Annotated in this window: 18 protein-coding genes and 1 riboswitch; of the genes, 3 read left to right on the forward strand and 15 right to left on the reverse strand. The window is 35.5% G+C overall.

Features of this window, described 5'->3' with window-relative positions; all coding sequences use genetic code 11:
- Window positions 1–55 precede the first annotated feature (55 nt).
- From ADJ83_RS03480 to ADJ83_RS03495, 5 genes are all read right to left on the reverse strand, one after another.
- On the reverse strand, window positions 56–754 hold the full coding sequence (locus ADJ83_RS03480) for a polysaccharide deacetylase family protein (protein ID WP_031539411.1): 699 nt from the start codon (window positions 752–754) through the stop codon (window positions 56–58).
- A 149-nt stretch (window positions 755–903) separates the two neighbouring features.
- Entirely contained in the window at window positions 904–1,068 is a 165-nt protein-coding gene (locus ADJ83_RS24725) for a YozQ family protein (RefSeq protein WP_081836705.1), read from the reverse strand.
- 81 nt (window positions 1,069–1,149) lie between these two features.
- Window positions 1,150–1,932 (reverse strand): ABC transporter permease, encoded by a 783-nt coding sequence (locus ADJ83_RS03485; protein ID WP_031539410.1) that lies wholly within the window; start codon window positions 1,930–1,932, stop codon window positions 1,150–1,152.
- 6 nt (window positions 1,933–1,938) lie between these two features.
- A complete protein-coding gene (locus ADJ83_RS03490; RefSeq protein WP_031539409.1) occupies window positions 1,939–2,742 on the reverse strand; it encodes an ABC transporter permease in 804 nt (267 codons plus the stop codon).
- Window positions 2,743–2,747: 5 nt separating this feature from the next.
- Window positions 2,748–3,725, reverse strand: coding sequence for an ABC transporter ATP-binding protein (locus tag ADJ83_RS03495; protein ID WP_031539408.1), 978 nt, complete (start codon window positions 3,723–3,725; stop codon window positions 2,748–2,750).
- Between the two features lie 297 nt (window positions 3,726–4,022).
- Between ADJ83_RS03495 and ADJ83_RS24360 the strand changes: the two genes are divergently transcribed.
- A complete protein-coding gene (locus ADJ83_RS24360) occupies window positions 4,023–7,412 on the forward strand; it encodes a glycosyl hydrolase (protein WP_031539406.1) in 3,390 nt (1,129 codons plus the stop codon).
- An 86-nt stretch (window positions 7,413–7,498) separates the two neighbouring features.
- Here ADJ83_RS24360 and ADJ83_RS03505 read toward each other — a convergent pair whose 3' ends face one another.
- Window positions 7,499–8,845, reverse strand: a complete 1,347-nt coding sequence (locus ADJ83_RS03505; protein ID WP_031539404.1) for an amino acid permease — start codon at window positions 8,843–8,845, stop codon at window positions 7,499–7,501.
- A gap of 340 nt (window positions 8,846–9,185) precedes the next feature.
- Here ADJ83_RS03505 and ADJ83_RS03510 point away from each other — a divergent pair, with 340 nt between their 5' ends.
- Entirely contained in the window at window positions 9,186–10,142 is a 957-nt protein-coding gene (locus tag ADJ83_RS03510; RefSeq protein WP_031539403.1) for a ribose-phosphate diphosphokinase, read from the forward strand.
- A 194-nt stretch (window positions 10,143–10,336) separates the two neighbouring features.
- On the opposite strand, the gene ADJ83_RS03515 is transcribed toward ADJ83_RS03510, so the two are convergent.
- The 4 genes from ADJ83_RS03515 to truA all read right to left on the reverse strand — a co-directional run bounded on the left by ADJ83_RS03515 (window position 10,337) and on the right by truA (window position 14,894).
- The gene (locus ADJ83_RS03515) at window positions 10,337–11,536 is read right to left on the reverse strand and encodes a phosphoglycerate dehydrogenase (protein ID WP_031539402.1); all 1,200 of its coding nucleotides are present in this window, start codon (window positions 11,534–11,536) and stop codon (window positions 10,337–10,339) included.
- A 108-nt stretch (window positions 11,537–11,644) separates the two neighbouring features.
- A riboswitch (ZMP/ZTP riboswitch) is annotated at window positions 11,645–11,724 on the reverse strand.
- 92 nt (window positions 11,725–11,816) lie between these two features.
- Window positions 11,817–12,431: a nicotinate (nicotinamide) nucleotide adenylyltransferase gene (gene nadD, locus ADJ83_RS03520; RefSeq protein ID WP_031539401.1), complete on the reverse strand. Its 615-nt coding sequence runs from the start codon at window positions 12,429–12,431 to the stop codon at window positions 11,817–11,819.
- A gap of 21 nt (window positions 12,432–12,452) precedes the next feature.
- Entirely contained in the window at window positions 12,453–13,904 is a 1,452-nt protein-coding gene (locus ADJ83_RS03525) for a nicotinate phosphoribosyltransferase (protein ID WP_031539400.1), read from the reverse strand.
- A 252-nt stretch (window positions 13,905–14,156) separates the two neighbouring features.
- Complete coding sequence (gene truA, locus ADJ83_RS03530; protein WP_031539398.1) at window positions 14,157–14,894, reverse strand: tRNA pseudouridine(38-40) synthase TruA; 738 nt, start codon at window positions 14,892–14,894, stop codon at window positions 14,157–14,159.
- A 253-nt stretch (window positions 14,895–15,147) separates the two neighbouring features.
- On the opposite strand from truA, the gene ADJ83_RS03535 reads away from it, so the two are divergent.
- Window positions 15,148–15,540 (forward strand): SET domain-containing protein, encoded by a 393-nt coding sequence (locus tag ADJ83_RS03535; protein ID WP_048716905.1) that lies wholly within the window; start codon window positions 15,148–15,150, stop codon window positions 15,538–15,540.
- Window positions 15,541–15,667: 127 nt separating this feature from the next.
- Here the strand turns inward: ADJ83_RS03535 and ADJ83_RS03540 are convergent, their stop codons facing one another.
- The 5 genes from ADJ83_RS03540 to ADJ83_RS03560 form a co-directional block, all read right to left on the reverse strand.
- Complete coding sequence (locus ADJ83_RS03540) at window positions 15,668–17,185, reverse strand: glycine betaine uptake BCCT transporter (protein WP_031538745.1); 1,518 nt, start codon at window positions 17,183–17,185, stop codon at window positions 15,668–15,670.
- 97 nt (window positions 17,186–17,282) lie between these two features.
- On the reverse strand, window positions 17,283–18,350 hold the full coding sequence (locus tag ADJ83_RS03545; RefSeq protein WP_231512578.1) for a Gfo/Idh/MocA family protein: 1,068 nt from the start codon (window positions 18,348–18,350) through the stop codon (window positions 17,283–17,285).
- On the reverse strand, window positions 18,347–19,012 hold the full coding sequence (locus ADJ83_RS03550) for a YesL family protein (RefSeq protein WP_155986768.1): 666 nt from the start codon (window positions 19,010–19,012) through the stop codon (window positions 18,347–18,349). The genes ADJ83_RS03545 and ADJ83_RS03550 overlap by 4 nt, the downstream gene beginning before the upstream one ends.
- Window positions 19,013–19,110: 98 nt before the next feature.
- Entirely contained in the window at window positions 19,111–20,652 is a 1,542-nt protein-coding gene (locus ADJ83_RS03555; protein WP_031538750.1) for an extracellular solute-binding protein, read from the reverse strand.
- Window positions 20,653–20,669: 17 nt separating this feature from the next.
- The coding region (locus tag ADJ83_RS03560) for a carbohydrate ABC transporter permease (RefSeq protein WP_239687067.1) at window positions 20,670–21,529 on the reverse strand (860 nt) is incomplete at its 5' end.

Here is a 21,529-nt window from a genome sequence, read left to right on the forward strand (position 1 = left end):
GATTGTTCGTCTTTAAAGATTAGTTATTTAGTTTTGTCCCAGCCCCTTATCCCCTTTAATTTCCTGCTAATTCCTGTAGCTCATTAACAGTAATAAATGTATAGCCTTCCTCTGTTAATGTTTTTAAAATCCCTTCGATTGCTCTTATTTCCTCCCCTGTTTCATCATACATTGGGTGCATTAAAATAATGGAGCCTGGGTTCACAGATTCTTTTACATAGTTTACTTTATCTTCAACACTTTGATAATAAGTATCTGGTTCGATATTCCATAGAATGGTATCCATATTTGCTTTTTTTAAATAATAAGGAAGTCCAATAAGTTTCTTCCCATTTGGCGGTCTGAAATCTATCTCCCCTGTATAACCCGCTTTTTTAATTAATTTATTTGTATCTTCTATTTCAGTTTTTATAAAGGATTGCGATTTAAAAATCATTCGATTGTGAGAGTATGTATGATTCCCAAGTTGATGCCCTTTTTTTGCTATTTCCGCTGCCATTTGAGGGCTCTTTTCTATTTCATTTCCGATAAGAAAAAAAGTAGCTTTTGCATCATATTCATCTAGCAATGCTAGAATATCGTCCACATTTTTTGTTGGTCCATCATCAAATGTTAACGCAACTACTTTCTCCTTTGTCTCCACATGATTGGTTAATCCACCAAACAACTGAAAGGTTCGTGCATTCACTAATTTATAGGTACTAAATAAAAGCAAAAACAATATGCCAATTAATATTATCCATATTTTTTTCATGCTAACAGCCTTTCTTTCTCCTATCTTTCAATACTCTATAGTATATCTTATGCAAACAAAATAGATAACCAAGAAACTCCAACAGCAAAAAAGAGAAGAATGCCTAAACACTCTCCTCCCTTCCCATTTCTATATATAGGAAACAATCGTTATTCTTCGTCCTTTTCCTTTTTCTTGTCAATCGTTCCTTCTGTTAAACTCTCTTTTGCCTGGTCATGGGTTTCTTTCATCCCTTTTGAAGCCTCATCCTTCTGTTTCTTCTCATTAGGCTCATGTATTTTCCCTGCTAGACTTGTAGTTGATTCTTTACTCATTTATAACGCCTCCATTCTAGTTGATATAAACTTATTTACTAGTTTTATACCACCTTTAATCGAACAGAAAACATCGTCTTTTTACGAACCTGTTGATCGATAGTGTCGTACACCAACTATCCAAACAAAAATGCATGGAAAGATAAATATTATACCTGCAAGCAGCGTTAGCATATATAGCCATCCAGCCTCTCCTCCCTTACCAAGAAGATATAATAAAGGTAAATAATTGACACTTCCAAAAGGAATAACAAAAGTAAAAAAGCGTGTCACCCATTTTTGATAAATATTTAGAGGATACTGAGCCATTTCTCTGCCGCCATCTGTAAAAATATTGGCAATTTCCAAACCTTGTATGGTCCAAAAACTAAGCGTGGCGGCCAAAATAAAAATCCCCGTAAAGATGAATACCCCGCTTATGATCATCAATAAAAGTGTTAGAACTTTTATTAAACTCCAATCGATTGCTAGATTACTTAAAGCCCAAGCTAAAACGATAACACTTTGCAAAAGTCTGCCTACTCTAGTAAATTCAAATTTTGAACCAAGAACCTGTACAAATGTTGTCCTTGGTCTAACAAGCAATCTATCAAAATCACCACTTGCAACGAGACTGGAAAAATTATCGAATCCTCTTGCGAAACATTCACTTAATGCAAACGCCATGTGGATGATGGCAAAGCAAAGAGCAACCTCATAAAAATCCCAGCCCTTTATTTGTCCAAATCGCTCAAATAAGAAGTATAATCCAGCAAAAGCAGAAAACGGAACAAGAAATTGCCCTAATGATAACAGCCAGAATGATGTTCGATACTGCATTTGTGATTTAAATAATACGAGAAGGTATTGAAAATAAAGTTTCATCTAGCTTCATCCTCCTTGCACAATTATTTTTTTCATCGCCTTTTGTAATGCTATCTTCCCAAAAAAAGCAAGTACGAACAGCCAAGCGAGCTGAATAAATATACCCTCAACCGCTTCTCCATTGGGAATATTCCCTGAATAAACGCGGAACGGAAAATCAGCCGTTAATCGAAAAGGAAGGAGATAAACAATTTGTTGGAGCCACTCTGGCATTAATGGAATAGGAACAACCATCCCAGCAAAAAACTCCCCTACTACACCAAAGACTAAAAGTGACCCCATTGGCGATAATGTGATAAAAACAGAAATATAAATAAACATAGAAATAGCTACTAAAACCAATAGTCCTAATAAAAGAGAGAGACAAAATAACAAGAACGTTTTTACATCTGGAGGCAACATCAGCCGATAAGCTGGTGGCAGCAAAAAAGCCAGCAATAATATTGGAAAACACCTTAATAATGCGCTAGCCAATCGCTGGGCAAGTAATTTACTAAACCAATATTCATATATCCCAATTGGCCTGCATAGCTCATAAGCAATATTTCCTGTTGTGATTAAGTCAAATAATTCATTATCACGAAACCATAGCATAATAAAAGCTAAAAAAGATTGCTGAAGCCATAAATAAGTAACCAATTCTTCTAAAGAAATTGGTTGATTTGAGCTTGCTTGGGCATAAAAAGCCTGAAATATCATAATATAAATAAATCCCCAGAAAAACTGTGTAGCCACTCCTGCCAATGCAGCGGCCCGATACTGCATCCCATTTAATAATCGCAATCTTAATACAGCAATATACGGTTTCATTGTCCTCATATCTCATACTCCTTATAAAGCTGTACAATTATATCTTCAATTGGCTGGGATGTCACTGAAATATCAACTAAATCAAGGGAATGAGACAATTTCATGATTACTTCCGATACAGAGACTATCGTAGTATCCACACTTATTATGGCTCTTTCCTCTGTCCAAGAAATCGGAGTAGTACCAGGAATTTGAATGGGACTAGTACTTGATTTATAGTCAAGTGTTATAGTGCGATGGGAACCAAAACGGCTTCTTAATTCCTGTAAATTTCCATCATATAATAAGCTCCCTTTCCCTACTAAAATGACTCGATCACAAAGTGCCTCAATATCGAACATATCGTGTGTTGTAAGGATAACGGTTACGTTCTTCTGCTTATTGATTTTTTTTATAAAATTTCTTACAGCAATTTTGCTTACTGCATCAAGACCAATCGTAGGTTCATCTAAGAAGAGAATTTGTGGGTTATGTATTAGGGAGGCTGCAATTTCACAACGCATGCGCTGTCCTAAACTGAGCTGTCTTACTGGTGAATGTAGAATATCCTTTAATTCAAGTGTTTCTATTAATAGGGATAGCGTGTCGTTATACTCCGTATCTGGTACCTGATAGATATCTTTTAACAAGGCAAAAGAATCGATTACCGGGACGTCCCACCATAGCTGGGAACGTTGTCCAAAAACAACACCGATATTTTTTACATATTCTACTCGATCCATCCATGGTGTATAGCCCATAATTTCACAACTGCCACTATCAGGAACTAAAATACCGCTCATCACTTTTATCGTCGTTGATTTGCCTGCACCATTTGGCCCGATATAACCAACAATTTCTCCAGTATTAATCGTAAAACTCACATCATTTAATGCATGAACAATCTTGTGTTCTCGATGTATGAGAGCTTTCAAACCTGCTGCCAATCCCGTTGTCCTTTTTGCAACCTTAAAGGACTTATTGATACCTTCGACTTTAATCAATGCATTTCCCTCCTTTTTCCAAAGAAGACTATAATAGCATTCTAGTTAAGAAGGTGTCAATTAGTTTTTTGATTTTTTAAAATTTATCTATTATGCAACAAAGAAATAAAACTTAAAAACCCCAACTAAGCATGAAAAACTAGATTAATATATATATTAACTTATACTTTTTTTAAAAAAATATAGACAATTACAATAAAAACTATTGATTTTTATCTTCATCCTCCTTTATTATATTGTTGTAAAGCGCTTACAAAATTTGTTAAGAATAACAACCAAACTAATTAGGAGGTATTTATGAAGAAAATTTTTCGGTATTTTGTAGTTTGTCTTGTCTTATTACTTGCTCTTCCTAGCCCAACACTTATCCAAGCTCAAAGTAGTACATTTACTAGTAGAGAATTAAAAATGGCGGATCCAAATGCATCTACGTATTCAAAGGAACTATTTGCATTTTTACAAAATAGCAGTGGTGAACAAATCTTATTTGGTCAACAGCATGCTACTGACGAAGGGTTAACATTAAAAGAGTCTGGAACCCGTGTTGGCTCAAAAGAATCTGAGATTAAGAATGCTGTTGGCGATTATCCGGCTATCTTTGGATGGGATACTGGCAGTATTGATGGAAACGAAAAGCCAGGAATTCCAGGAAATATTCAACAAAGCATTAAAAATACAGCTACTTCCATGAAAACTGCTCATAAACTTGGTGGTATTATCACGTTAAGTATGCATCCGCGCAATTTTGTTACAGGTGGTAATTACAATGATACGACAGGAAATGTAGTAAAGGAGATTCTTCCTGGTGGTTCTAAACATGAGGAATTCAATGCTTGGTTAGATAATATAGCTAGCCTTGCACATCAATTAAAAGATGATAATGGAGAGCCTATTCCGCTAATTTTTCGTCCTTTCCATGAACAAACTGGTTCTTGGTTCTGGTGGGGAGCGAGTACAACTAGCCCATCCCAATATAAATCAATATACCGATATACAGTGGAATATCTACGTGATGTAAAAGATGTACACAATATTCTATACGGCTTCTCTCCGGGCTCAGGATATAGCGGAGATACAGAACGATATTTAGAAACATATCCTGGTGACGAGTATGTAGACATTTTCGGGATAGACAGCTATGATAACAAATCGAATGCCGGCTCTGCTTCCTGGCTTAACGGACTCATTGACGATTTAAAAATGATTGTCCAATTGGCAGAAGAAAAAGATAAGATTGCTGGGCTAACAGAGTTTGGTTATAGTGCATCTGGTATGAATCAAACTGGAAATACACTTGATTGGTATACTCGTGTATTTAACGCGATAAAAGGAGACACGACTGCGTCAAAAATTGCTTATATGCTGACATGGGCTAATTTCGGATGGCCGAATAATATGTATGTTCCCTATAAAGATATTGACAGTGAATTAGGTGGCGACCACGAGCTCCTACCTAACTTTCAAAAATTTTATGAAGATGACTATTCTTCTTTCCGAAATGAAGTAACTGGAAAAGTATATGGGCAAGGAATTAACTATACAACAGCACCACACGGAAGCCTCCTTTATGTATTATCACCAACTAGTGGAACAATCATAACAGAGCAAACAACTACCTTACGAGTAAAAGTAACTAATGATCCTAATGCTACGGTAACATATAAAGAACTTGGAACGGAGACAGAGCATAGAATGGAGCTCGACTCTTCTGGTAACTTTACAGCTGATTATTCACCTTCAGCTCATTTGAATGGCGGAGTTACTGATATTGTTTTCACTTATTACTCAAATGGACAAAAAATTCAAGAAGAAACTGTACGACTATATATAAAAGTACAAGAAATCACAATAAAAAAGCTTACATTTGATACAGACATCAATGATATAAAAAGTAATGGAACTTGGCCATCAGAAGGGATTACCTATGAGTTATCTCACGAAACACTTAACGGAGACGGTAAGGCAAAATTTTCTGTGCAAGGGATGAGTCCAAGTGAATCATGGCAAGAGTTAAAGCTAGAGTTAACGAATCTCGATTCTATCAATCTGGCAGATGTGAAGCAAATCAGGTTTGATGCCTATATTCCTGTAACTGCTGGAAATGGATCCATTCAAGGAATTGTCCAGCTCCCACCAGACTGGACAACGAAATACGGCATGAATGAGTCAAAAGAGCCGCTTACTGAATTAGAAACGATTACGATAGACGGAAAGGACTACATAAAATATGAAACTACTATTTCTGTTCCTTCTGCTTCTGAAGCAACCGGAATTGCTCTATCACTTGTTGGAGACCAATTGCAACTAACAGAAATTTATATTGATAATATCGAATTGCTAAATACCTATAAAGAAGCTGCTGCAGATCCATATCTTGTCGATAACTTTGAATATTACCTTGGAGATGACGACCTCTTAAATCGTAACTATTCAAGTAATGGGGATCCAATCCAGATTTCCCTATCATCTGATGCAAAGCAAGGAGGCACATATGGGTTAAAATATGATTATATCATTGGAAATGCAGGATATGCAGGAAAGCAAACATCTCTTCCGACAGTAGATTGGACGGGGAAAAATGCAATCCAATTCTGGATGAAGCATCAAAGTCAATCACATCATCTAACCGTGCAAATTCAAATGGGTGGTGTTAGTTTCGAAAAGAATATTTCCCTTGAACAAGAATTCGAAGGTGTTGTTACAATTCCTTTTTCAGAATTTGCTCCTGCTGAATGGGAAAGTAATCAAACCGCTGTTATTGACCAAGCTAGAATTCAAAAGGTAACTCAATTTGCTCTTTATACAGGTGGAGAAAAAGGAAGTGGTACTCTTTATTTTGATGACATATGTGCAATCGAAGATAAAGACTCCCCTACTATTCCAGAAGAAGTAGGGGAAAATGAGGAAAAAAATACAGACCCTATTTTTTATCACTTCAATAAAGATTTAGAAGGTTGGGAAGGTGGAAACGCCATTATCGAACAGGACCATTTGAAAGCCTCAATTAAATTAGGAGAAGGGGAAAAAACTGAAATTAAAAAAACTGCCTCCTATGATTTGACCGGATATAACTACATCGTTGTCCAATTAAAACATGATGAAACTGGTACGCTTGCAGATCATCCATTAGAAGTGAAGTTTTTTACAAAAGCAGGAAACTGGAATTGGTCTGATTCTGGCAGTACAACTATTAACAAAGAGGAATATACCAAACTCATCTATGATATCTCAAACTTAGAAAATAAAAATGCTGTCCAAGAACTAGGCATGGAATTTAATGGACCAGTAGGTTCAGCAGATTCTACAAATGCATTAATAGATTATGTTGCGATTGTGACTAGCTTAGATCAATTACCTTCCGAGGAAGAAGCAAATACAGAGGAAGAGAATGAAGAGGAACCTAGTATAAATACTCCAGATAATCCTGATATAGATGATGATCATTCTCTGAATGATCAACCTAATTCAGAAAATCCGCCAGTCGTTAATCCAGATAAAGGTAACCAAACCATTGATATACCCCGGGCTGGTGATAACGATACAAATATAGATACAAAAGGAGAGAACAGTTTGCCAAACACTGCAAATAATCTCTATAACTTCTTACTGTTCGGCATACTACTCCTACTAGGTGGTGCTATTGCTCTCTATTTTTCTTATCGAAAGAAATGGATAAAATCCTCCTAAACAAAATAGATTGTTCCCTCAAATAATAATGAGGGAGCAATTTTTTTGAATTTAATCATTATAGGATAAATTAATCAGAATGAATATTACTTACGATCCCATTTAACTTGATATATTACTAATAACAAAATAAACCACACTGGTGTCACAATTAACGCGATTCTTGTATCCTCTGCGAGTGCTAAGACAACAAGTACAAATGCTAGAAAAACAAGAATAATATAGTTAGCAACAGGGTACAGCGGCATCTTAAACTTATTCTTCGCAGCTAGCTCTGGTCTTGTTTTTCGATATTTCATATGACAAATAACCGTAATTGCCCAAATATAGATAAAACAAACCGTAGATATACTTGTTATTAATGTAAATACACCCTCTGGCATGAAATAATTTAAAATAACCGCAATTAACACAACTATAACTGAAAAAAACAAAGCATTTGATGGAACTTGATTTTTAGTCAGTTTAGCTAGTGCTTCTGGAGCATTCTTTTCCTTTGCTAAAGCATACGTCATTCTACTAGTACTAAAAATCGCACTATTACATGCAGATGCAGCAGAAGTTAAAACAACAAAGTTAACTATTCCAGCAGCAGCAGCTATTCCCACTGCCAAGAAGACTTGAACAAATGGGCTTTTCGCTGGATTAATAGCATTCCAAGGATAAATGCTCATGATGATAAGCAATGCTCCCACATAAAAAATCAAGATTCGAACAGGGATATTATTGATTGCTTTTGGAATAACCTTTTCAGGATTCTCTGTCTCACCAGCTGTTAATCCGACTAATTCAATACCGACAAATGCAAACACAACCATCTGAAATGAAAGGATAAATCCGTGCATCCCATTTGGAAACATTCCATCATGGCTCCATAGATTGGTAAAACTAGATGGGCCAGCATTTGTTGAAAAGCCTTTAACAATCATAATAAAACCAATAATGATTAAGGCAATAATCGCAATTATTTTAATTAAAGCAAACCAAAATTCCATTTCACCAAATAGCTTAACAGTAGCTAAATTCATAATCAGTAATACCATTAAGGCGATAAAGCCTGGTAACCATTGCGGAATATTTGGAAACCAGAACTGTGTATACATGCCAATGGCTGTTAAATCTGCCATTGCAATGGAGATCCAGCAGAACCAATACGTCCATCCTGTTACAAAAGCAGCCCTATTTCCAATATAATCATGAACAAAATCAACAAATGAATGATATTCAAGATTCGATAAAAGTAATTCTCCTAATGCACGCATAATCAGAAAACAAATAATACCTGTAATAATATATGCAAATAAAATAGAGGGTCCTGCTAAATTAATGGACTTACCCGCTCCAAGAAAAAGGCCGGTACCAATCGCTCCCCCAATGGCAATTAATTGAACATGTCTGTTTTTCAAGCCTCTAGACAATGTTTCTTGCTGCATTTAAAATCACTCTCTCTTCATTTATACTATTAAATTCTATTATGTAACAAAATCAACGAATTATAGTTTAGCACATTATAAAGGAACATTCACGAATCTCTCTTCTTATTGTGTTAAAAGAGAGATTCGTGAGCAACATGATTAATTTTTATGCTTTTAGAATATGCTATTATAGATTAAATACTGTACTATTAGGAAGAAATGTTTAAGAAGTTTCATTCTAAAAATGCTATAATTGGTTGAAATACAAATATCGGTATCCTACAATACTTATAGTAGGAGCTATTCTTTAGGTAGATTGAGGTAGCTAAGTCTGTTCAGATTATAGGAGGAACCATTCATGGCCAATACATATCAAGGAACAAAACTAAAAGTTTTTGCTCTTAATTCATCCCCTGCTCTAGCCCAAGAAATAGTAGAGCATCTAGGTACTGAATTAGGAAAATGTACCGTTAAAAAATTTAGCGATGGGGAAATTCAAATTAATATTGAGGAAAGCGTCCGTGGTTGTGAAGTATTTATTATTCAGTCCACTTGTGATCCTGTAAATCAAAGTATTATGGAATTACTCATTATGATTGATGCCTTAAAACGCGCTTCTGTTGAAACGATTAATGTCGTCATTCCATATTATGGATATGCACGTCAGGATAGAAAAGCACAACCAAGAGAGCCAATTACGGCTAAATTAGTTGCCAATTTAATTCAAAAATCTGGTGCAGACCGTGTTATCACATTAGATTTGCACGCACCACAAACACAAGGCTTCTTTAACATTCCAGTGGACCAATTAGTAGGAATACCACTGCTTGCAGACTACTTAAATACAAAAGAGTATGCAAGTGATGTAGTAGTAGTTGCCCCAGATCACGGTAGTGTTACTCGTGCCCGAGAGCTTGCAGATCGATTAAAAGCCCCAATCGCAATTATCGATAAGCGTGGCCCAAAAGATATTGGTCCTCGTGAGGTAAACATTGTCGGAAACATTGAAGGAAAAACAGCCATAATTGTAGATGATATTGTTGATACATCTTACCGCATTACGACTGCTGCAAAGGCATTACTTGAGAATGGGGCAGAAGAAATATATGCATGCTGTGTCCATCCTGTTTTATCTGAACCAGCAATTGATATGATCCAGGAATCTCAAATCAAGGAATTGATTGTGACAAACAGCATTCCACTTCCAGAGGAAAAGAGAATTGACAAAATTACGCAGCTATCGATTGCTGAATTACTAAGTGATGCCATTAGCCGTGTTTATGAGCATAAGTCTGTGAGTGTGTTGTTTAAATAATCTGTTAAGGCTAAAGGTTGTCCACTGGGCAGCCTTTTTTAATGGATTTAGTAGAAATAACTAGTTGGGTTGGATTATTTCCTCTCTACTTTAGATCATTTAACTAATTACCAAATAATACGAACCCACCTCAAAAATAAAAAATAGACTCCTTTTCAACCAGGAGTCTATCAAATCGTATTTATTTCTCCACTTTAGATAACTCTCATTGTTACGATTCCATCAATCTCTTTTAATTGCTTAGAAAGCAGTGGGATGATTTCATCTGCTACTTCGTTATCGATATCAATCATCGTGTAAGCATACTCGCCACGACTTCTGTTTATCATATCAGCAATATTCAACTGGTAAGTAGAAATTGCTTGTGTTATCTGTCCTACCATATTAGGAATATTTAGATGGAAGGCTGTAACACGACGTTTTCCTGTGTATGGGATGGATGCATTTGGAAAGTTTACAGAGTTTTTAATATTACCTGTTTCCAAAAATTCCTTTACTTGGCGAGCTGCCATAACAGCGCAATTTTCTTCAGACTCTTCAGTAGATGCACCTAGATGAGGAATAGCAATCGTATTCTTCATTTGCAGGACATTTTCATTCGGAAAATCTGTTATATATCGTCCTATTATGCCTTCTTCTAAAGCAACAGCTATATCAATTTCATTTACTAGCTCGCCACGAGAGAAGTTTAAAATTTGCGTACCAGGCTTCATTAAGTCGAAAGCTTGCTGATTAAACATTCCCTTCGTATCTTTTGTTAACGGCACATGGACTGTTATATAATCAGATTCTGTAAATAGCTGTTCTAATGTCATAGCTCGCTGCACATTACGTGATAAATTCCAAGCTGTATCTACAGAAAGAAAAGGATCATACCCAATGACATCCATATCTAGAGCAAGGGCATCGTTTGCAACAAGTGCTCCGATTGCTCCTAAGCCAATGACACCTAAAGTTTTTCCTTTGATTTCGTGCCCAACAAATTGTTTTTTACCCGTTTCCACTAGTTTTGGAATTTGGTCACCTTCAGCAAGGAGTGTTTTTGCCCATGATACACCTTCAAACAAATTTCGAGATGAAGCCATTAATGACATAAGCACCATTTCTTTTACTGCATTTGCATTAGCACCAGGTGTATTAAATACAACAATTCCTTGCATTGTACATTGCTCTACTGGAATATTATTGACACCTGCTCCCGCTCGGGCAATTGCCTTAACATTCTCTCCTAATTCCATACCATGCATATTAAAGCTGCGCAAAAGAATTGCATCAGGGTTATTGCTCGTATCGTCAATTGTAAAATTTCCTTTTTTAAACACACTTAGGCCACTTGCAGCAATATTATTTAATGTCTTAATAGTCTTTACATCTTTAACAGTCGTAGTGCTCATCTCCATTGCTCCTTTTCATTCAATTATATTCTTTTTACGCTTGGTTAATACGTTTACCTTTCTAAATGAAATCATCTAAAAAAGAAAAAGGCAAAGGAGTATATCCCTTACCTCTGCCCAGGCGAACGACATACGACACTATGTGCTCCCCTACGGTTTTCCGTATTTCGCCAGTTACACATAGCCTTTAGATTGCCTTCATTCTATCAGACTATTCAGTAATCATCAATGACTAATTTCTTATTAATTTTGTGTTTTTTCATGCTTTTTTTAGAATGGTTTATTGGTATAATTTATTTTTCTTTATATATTCATAGCATTTTTCTGGCAAAAGATACCTCGGTTCCCCACCTATCGCAAATTCTTCCCGTATATAGGTAGAGCTTATTTCCATTGCCAATCCCTTATCTAAGAGATGAAAAGTGCTCCCATCGTCATGATTACGGAGGATTGGCGATCGGCTTATGGCTGAAAGCATATCAATTCCATTTCTAGCCATTACAATAAACCGATTTTCTGCTATCAACTCCTCTCCTTTTGTCCACATACCTCTTCCAATATCAACCAATAAATCAGCACCCATAATAAAGTACACACTATCCTCTGGAAAAAGCTTTTTAAAATAATTCATCGTATGATACGTATAGATTTCCCATCCATCTTGCATCATTTCATAATCATCTAAAGAAAACTTCTCATTATCCTCTATTGCCATGTTCACCATCTTTATACGATGTTCATCTGCTGTTTCCATTGTTTTATCCCGTCGCTTACTGGAACAAGGAAGAAAAATAACCTTGTCTAATTTACAACGATGGGCAACAGTGCTAGCCGTCCAGAGATGAACATTTGTTATTGGATCAAAGGATGATCCGTAAATCCCTATTTTACCCAATTTATCCTCTCCTTAAAAAGGTTAAACGCTGCGTGATTTCTCTTTCATTTTTTCTATATAGCTTCGCTTGTTTTCCCAGCATGCTTTACTTAAATCGACTGGATACTCTTCTGGATTAAGCGTTCGCTTATATTCATTCCATAGATAATTCAGGTTCTCTTTAGCCTTCATTTGAATATCTTTTAATGCTGGTGGTTCAAACTGGATATGCCCGTTTTTAATAACTGGATGATGTAATTCGATGGTCCTGTAATTCGTCACCACTTTATTCAAATATGGATGAACAGGATGAAACATTTTTAATGGTTCTTGTGTTATTACTTCATTTGCCAGTGCAATGTAATCACCCTCAGCATGGTCATTTTCATTATTTATAATTCGATATACTCTTTTCTGACCTGGCGTAGAAATCTTTTCCGGATTTCCAGATAATTTAATGGTATCCTCCATTATACCTTGTTCATTTTCTATACTGACTAATTTATATACAGCGCCCAGTGCTGCTTGATCAAATGCAGTAATTAACTTTGTTCCAATTCCCCAGATATCAATTTTTGCTCCTTCTGCCCGCAAATTCATAATGGTATACTCATCTAAATCATTAGAGGCAATAATTTTCGTGTCAGGAAAGCCCGCTTCATCAAGCATTTCTCTAGCTCGCTTTGAAAGATACGCCAAGTCTCCACTGTCTAAACGAATCCCCTTAAAGTGAATCTTATCTCCAAGCTCCTTTGCCACTTTTATAGCATTGGGAACACCAGAGCGGAGTGTGTCATATGTATCAACAAGGAAAACGCATTCTTTGTGGGTGCTGGCATAGCTTTTAAAAGCCTCATATTCGTCTTGATATGCTTGAACAAGTGCATGTGCATGTGTTCCAGATACAGGGATATTAAAAATTTTCCCTGCCCTTACATTACTCGTCGCCGAAAACCCACCAATATAGGCAGCTCTTGTTCCCCATATCGCTGCATCCATTTCTTGTGCTCTTCTTGTCCCAAACTCCATTGCCGTCTGCTCTCCAATAACCTGCTTCATTCTCGCAGCTTTTGTTGCAATAAGTGTTTGGTAATTAACAATATTTAATAATGCCGTTTCGATTAATTGCGCCTCCGCAATTGGTGCTTCTACTCTTAGAATCGGTTCATTGGCAAATACTAGCTCCCCTTCCTCCATGCAATATATGTCACCAGAAAAAGTGAAATTTTTTAAATAAAGAAGAAAATCCTCCTTATAACCTCCTTCATTTCGTAAATAGTCCAAATCGCTTTGTGTAAACCGACAATTCTTTATATAAGATAAAATCCGTTCAAGACCAGCGAATATAGCAAAACCATTTCCAAAAGGGAGTTTGCGAAAGTAAAGTTCAAACACAGCTTTTCGTTCATGTTTTTCATCTCTCCAATATGTCTCCATCATATTAATTTGATAAAGATCTGTATGTAGCATCAGACTGTCATCCGCATAGTTCATTTATTTTCCTCCTCTTGCTATATTCATTTCTACTTCAAAAGCAAAGTCCCTTCCCTTAGCATGTGACAAATCTCTGTTTGTTATATAATTATCCGTTTATTTATTAAATCATTCTCTTTTGGGCTAAGCTTTTTATATTTGCACTACAATTTTTTAAGGAGGAAACGTTCATTTAAAACAAAACCATTTTTAACTATAAAAAAAAGCAAGTAGTTTCTTACTAAAGAACCTACTCGCTTTTACCTATTTCTTTTAAAACTGTACCTTTTCTAAAAATAACCCATTTGCTTCTGCCATCATTCCTGTCAGACTACGATCTTTTTCTGCAATAATTGCTGGAATAGCATCTGCTTCGATTTTTCCTAGCCCAATCTCTATTAGTGTTCCCACTATTTTTCTTACCATGTTGTAAAGAAAACCATCACCACTGACACGAATTTCAAGAAACCCTTCCACTTCTTTTATATCAATGGAGTATATTTCTTTAACCATTGACTTCTTCTTAGATTTAGCGTTCGAGAAAGCTGTAAAATCATGTTTACCAACAAAATAGGCAGCTGCTTGCTCCATTCTTTTTACATTTAGCTTTTTCTCTACATGCATACTATATTTGCGCATAAAAGGATTGGTATACGATTTATTCCAAATTTTATACACATAGGTTTTATCCTTTGCATTATATCTTGCATGAAAACGATCAGGAACGATTGCTACTTTCGAAATACTAATATCATTTGGTAAGTAGTGATTTAGATAATTCATGACCTCTTTTTCCGTCATTTCTTTGTTCATTTTGAAGTTAGCAACTTGTGATAATGCGTGTACGCCTGCATCTGTTCGGCTGCAGCCGATAATTTCAATCTTTTCTCCTACCATTTCTGTCAGGACGTTTTCAATTTTCCCTTGAATGGATTGGTCCCCATTACCGAGGCGTTGCCATCCTTTATACCGTCCACCATCATATTGAATAAGCAATTTATAATTTTTCATTTTTTCTCCTGTCTCTTCCTTTTTATGTTCTTTATTAAAAAAACGTAATCCAATTCTAAAATCATTACGAAAACCTAAAGAATCGTACTCATTATACACTATTATCTCCAAATTCTTCATTAGTTAAAAAGTCAGATTATAACTGAAATGCTTCATTTTTTATAAGTTTTTCATTAATTTATTTCCTAAATAAAAGAATCAATGTTAGAGTAAGAGATAGCAGTAAACTATAAAGAGTTGTAGGTGAACAATAATGATAGAAATTAAAACATCCCCCCTAAGCGATGGGGAATTCAATAGAGGCGTATTTGCTACTTGTGATATTAAAAAGGGGACCTTATTCCATGAAGCTCCTGTTGTTCCTTATCCAAATGAACAACATAAGTATATCGAAAGAACGGTATTAGAAGATTATGTATATGAATATGGTATTAATCACAGTGCAGTTGTTCTAGGTTACGGCATGCTTTTTAACCATTCGTATGAACCAAATGCGACTTATGAGATTAATTTTGATAAACATACTTTTGATTATTATGCTTATAAGGATATAAAAGCCGGCGAAGAAATTTTAATCAATTATAATGGGGAAGTCGATGATTACGAGCCATTATGGTTTAATAAAGATAAAGAAGATGAAAATTAAATTCGTCACTGAAAATTTCCCCAAATAAAATATGTTGATGGGAGCGGATATGTAACATTTCCGCTCCCATCAACATTTTAGCATGCAACAAAAAGGTAAACAAAACCTCGATTCTGAAGACTCGATATTATTTCGAGCTTTTTTTCTTCTTCCACTTTGATTCATATTCCGCTTTTTCCTGATGTACTTCCTTCAATAGACTTACTGTCATTAAAATCATTATTAAGGAAAAAGGAAGAGCCGCAATAATCATCATATTTTGTAATCCATCTAATCCGCCAGAATAAAGTAATACAAGGGAAATCGTCGTAAGCAATACCCCCCAAATGACTTTAATCCGATTACTTGGATTTTGTACGCCATTTGCAGATAGCATCCCCAAAACGAATGTTCCTGAATCGGCAGAAGTAATAAAGAACACAGCAACCAACAAAATAGCCAATAGGGATAGTAAAGCACTAAGTGGATAATGCTCTAAAAGGGCAAACAATGTTTCTTCTGTAGCAAAAGTTGATATAGTACCTAACCCTTTATGTTCAAGATACATCGCATTTCCACCGAACACAGAGAACCATAAAAAGCCAATTACTGATGGAATAAATAGTACGAACGTTATAAATTCACGAATCGTTCTTCCTTTGGAAATACGAGCAATAAAAATACCTACAAATGGTGACCACGCAATCCACCAAGCCCAATAAAAAATCGTCCACGCATCTATCCATTGGCGATTCTTACCATTTAAAGGCGCAATTCGGAAACTCATGCGCACTAAGTTTTGTAAGTAGCTTCCAATTGTATCTGTAAATAAATTGAGGATAAAAACCGTATTTCCCATGATAAAAACAATCAAAAATAGAACGAAAGCTAATATCATATTCGTATTACTAAGGATTTTAATCCCTTTGCCTAATCCAGTAAGGGCTGAAAGTAAAAACAGGACGGTGACAATTACTATAATAATAAATTGTGTTAAAAAATTGGAAGGAATATCATAAAGAAAAGAAAGCCCCCCATTTATTTGTACCGCTCCAAAACCTAGCGTTGTAGCAATCCCCGTTACTGTTGCAAAAACGGCGATAATATCAATAATTCTTCCCGCTCTTCCTTCCATTGAATTACCTAGCAATGGCTTCAAGGTTGAACTGATTAATGTTTTTCCACCTTTCCTAAAGGTCGTGTAGGCAAGGCTTAAAGCAACAATCCCATATACTGCCCATGCATGAATTCCCCAATGGAAATAGGTATATCTCATTGCATCTTTTATACCTTGATCTGTACCAATTTCATTTGTCGGAGAGCTAATTGCATAATGACTTAGTGGCTCTGCTGTCCCATAAAAGACAAGGCCGATTCCCATTCCAGCACTGAAAAGCATCGCTAACCATGCTAGTCTTGAAAACTCAGGCTTATCGTCAGGTTTTCCTAATTTTATTTTACCTACAGGACTTATTAATAAGTACAAACAAATTATCACGAAAAACGTGACCACAATTAAATAATACCAACCAAAAGAATCTGTAATAAAGGATTGGACACTAGCTGTGCCTTCCTTAAGTGTATCTGGTGCAAGAGCTCCTACTAACACAATCAACAAGATTATGATTATAGAAACATTAAAAACAAGATGATCTTTAAACTTCATATAATAAATTCTCCTTCTAATCGAATAATAATCTATGTACAAATAGTCGCCTAGTTATTATATCCGTAATTAGGAGAATTAAACAAGGACAACCCTTTCAGCTTTCTAACGCATCTATCATTTTCCCTGGTTGATTACTGGACTGGATTATTGCTTCTAACACTTGTTGATTCCTTAGTCCTACTTCAAAATCTGGAAAACCTGATCCTATTTTCCCCTTTAGCATTTGGGCAAAATCCTCCCATTCAGACAAGTATACAGTTTTTGGAACATGCATTTTTTTCTCCACAACCTCAGCCGTCCCATCATCAAAATGTATCAAATTCACTATCTCTTCTTCCATTGTACTTGCATGAATAGTTCCTTTATCACCGTATATGGACACATCAAACTGATTCCCTGAGCCTATAGCATTTCTTGTTGTTTGAAATGTACCAACTATGCCACTTTCCATTTTTGCCTGAAAACATACAAAGTCGTCAATAACGAATTCTTTCCATTCATTCGATTGCTCCATTTTTCTTTTCTTAATAAAGCTTTCCATTTTAGCTGATACTTCTTGAAATGATCCAAATAAATAATATGCCATATCAATCATATGGGAACCTAAATCGCCTAATACTCCTGTTCCTGTGACCGCAGGATTAAAGCGCCAAACATAGGGAGTATCATAAGGTAGTGCTCCCCACCCTTGCAGATACTGAATAGAAAAATTCATTATTTGACCGATTTCCCCTTTATCTAGTAATGCTTTTACAAATCGAAATGCTGGTGTATATCGATAACTAAACCCTACCATACAAAGAATAGGTTGTTGCTTATATTTTTCAGCAAGCTGTTTCGCTTCCTCATAGTCCAATGTTAACGGCTTTTCTGTTAAGATAGGCATGTTTTTTTCGATACAATATTCCAATATTGGCGCGTGTACATTATTGGGTGTGATGGATACAACTGCATCTACTTTTTGAGAATCAATTAACTTACGGAAATCTATATATTGATTTTCCGATTTAATAGCTAATCGCTCTCCGACTTTTTTTAGATTTTTGTTATTTGAATCACAGATTGCATCAATTTGAAACGTTCCGACATTCTGCAATCCCTTTATATGAGACTGAGCCATCCCACCAACTCCAATTAATCCTATCCGTATTTTCTCCATCATACTTCTCCTCCTTTTTTGTTTTCATATTTTGAAAAAATCCTTTTAAATATAATCGAATTCACAAAAGTCAAAATGGAAAGTCCACCAAAGGTAATGAAATAGACACCTGTTAAAAAACCAGTAAAAGAGGATAAAAAGAAAACAATAGGCACTATATTGATCATTAGTACCAGTAATAAATATGGAAAGTGAAAGCCTCCAATCAATAAAGAATTTACAACTGCTGTTTTTATTGAATCTTCAAATCTAGATATATAGGGAAAAATAATTACGAACAATGTAAGATATAAAAAGCTAAAGATAAGGGTTAGACTCATAAAAATAACTTTCCAAATCCCATTGGTGTATACAAGATAATAAATATCTCCAAGTAGAATTACGCCAATACCTATCAGGAGAAACCAAATAAGGGAGCTCTGTTTTAAATTCTTTTTAAACGACTGGATAAAACTTATCCAAATGGAGGGATGTTCTCCTCTTGCTATTTTAAAATGAACCGAATACAAAGCTGTTAGCGAAGCACCTATCGTGACAATAGGAAGTGAGAAAAGAATAAAAATAATATTCAATAAAAGAACATCTACTATTTTCGCTAAATTCCTGCTGATGGGACTATCGAGTTGAAAGAATGTACCCATTTCATTCACCTGCCTTTTCAACAATAAATAATTCACTTCCTATTAGATAATCAAGTAGTCTTTTATAAAGAAACAACAGTCAGAAATAAAAGTTTAATTCTGACTGCTGCACTTCGTACTTTCTACTTTAATGATTCCTGATATCTGTTAAATGCAGTATTTTGGATTTCCATAAACTCACCGTAACCCATTTTTTCTAGTTGCCTTATATAATCATCCCATTCTTTTTCTACTCCACCTTCTACAACCCATTTAGATTGCATGGAATTCACATAGGAAGTTAAGTCTACATTCAACGTATTTAAACGTTGCATTTCATCTGCTGTAAAGCTTACTGTTGGAAATTGCTCTCTTGCGTATTCGCTTATTTTTTTATCAAGTTCTAGCTTTAATCCATCCCCACTATCAGTTGGCAAAGTTACCTTTTCATTAAATCCATCTTCAATATATTTAGGACCAAAATCACGGAATGAATTAGTCCAAGCAAAAATATCTGCTGATTCTCCTTCAGGTGCATTCAATACTTGATACGTCCCATCATCATTTTTCTCTACCCCAATGCCAAATGATCCATAAAAAGTTTGAATACTAGCATCCTCTGTATAAAATTTATCTGCCCATTGTAATAATTTTGCTGGATCCTTGGCTTGAGTCGTAATAAGTAGTTCATTTCTCGAATAGGTTTCCGTATCAGAAATTACGTATCTTTCTCCATCAGGACCTTTAAGCGGCGCCAATGGAACATATTCCTTGGCATTTGGACCAAATACAGCATCTGGTGTCCATCCAAAGGCGACTCCTACTAATGAACCGTTTTCATCTTTACGTTTTGCTTCTGCCATTGAATCATCCTGTGTAAACAATTCTTGATCGATTAAGCCATCCTTGTATGCTTTATTCATCCATGCAATTCCCTCTTTATATTCTTCCTGTGTAGGAATGTAAGAAGGCTTTCCATCCTTTAAAGTCATTAGACCAGCTTTATCATTTCCTTTCGTTACGCCAAATGGCAATATAAACCCATAAATATTCCCTCCATAAGGAATTTCATCATTTAAATCTCCATTTCCATTTGCATCCTTTTCCTTAAATGCTTTTAGAACATTATAAAAATCTTCATACGTATCTGGCATTTCCAAGCCTAAATTATCTAACCATTTTTGATTAATAAATAGCTGATTTCCTGTTAACGGTCTTAAAGGCAATTTCTTAGGCAAGCTATAAATATGGCCATCAGGAGAGGTAACTAGAGCTCGTAATGATGGCTCTGTCTCAAATGCCGCCATTAGATTCGGCATATTTTCTGCAATTAAATCCTCTAATGGAATAAAAAGACTTTGGTTTTGGGCAATATCCCCATCACTTAAAGCTAACGATCCCCAAAATGCATCTGGTAAATCTCCACCTGCCATCAGTACTGATTTCTTATCTCCCCATTCGGAATTTAAATAGATGTCCCAATCGACTTTAATTCCAGCTTCTTTTTCTGTATCTTCTACAAAGCCTTTAAGAAAATCATCGCCCCAGTCTGCCCAACGAACGGTTGCAATTCGATATTCCCCATCTTCCTTTTCTTTGGTGCTCGTGTTAGCATTGCTACAGCCAACAATTAAACTACTTGTTAAAACAACACTTAGTAACCCTTTCCAGCTTCTCTTTATCATTGCTATTCCCCTTTCTATTACTCTTTTATAGAACCAACCATGACACCTTGATTAAAATATTTTTGCAAAAATGGATATAAACACATAATAGGTGCAGTTGATACAACTATCGCTGCATACTTCATCATTTCGGATAATCTTCTTAATTCTGATGCCAGTTCCCCAGATGCAGTACCAAGCAAAGATTCATTGGAAATTAGAATCCTTCTCAAAACTAATTGAAGCGGCTGCAAATCTTCATTGGAAATATAAATCAGTGCATTAAACCATGAATTCCAAATACCAACGGCAGTCCACAAACCAATTACAGCTAAAATAGCTTTTGATAATGGCAGTACTATCGTTAAAAAATATCTGATTGTTCCACATCCATCAATTTGCGCTGCCTCCCACAACGTATCCGGTATACTATTTTTAAAAAAAGTTCTAGCGATGATTATATTAAAAGAGGACACAGCAAAAGGTAATACCATTACCCAAAAGGTATCAAGTAACCCAAATCCTTTTATAACTAGATAAGTTGGTACCAATCCTCCACTTACAAACATAGGAATAAGTATAAAAATAGATAGCCACTTTTTCCCGAATAAATCAGCCCTTGATAAAGCATATCCTGCAGGAATATTAACGATTAAAGCGATAATCGTCCCCACAACCGTGTAAATAATTGTATTCAAATAAGATCTCCAAATAATTTCCTGCTTAAATAATTCAATATAGCCATCTACCTTCCACTCTTTTGGCCAAAACCATACGTTTCCATTTGTAACATCTGTTGGATTACTAAAGGAAGCGATAATAATAAACCATAAAGGATACACAATCATTAAAATCATTAAAATAGCAGTCGTATAGACAGCAATGTCAAACAAGCGAT

This window comes from Bacillus sp. 522_BSPC, from assembly GCF_001076885.1.
Classification (GTDB): Bacteria; Bacillota; Bacilli; order Bacillales; family Cytobacillaceae; genus Niallia; species Niallia hominis.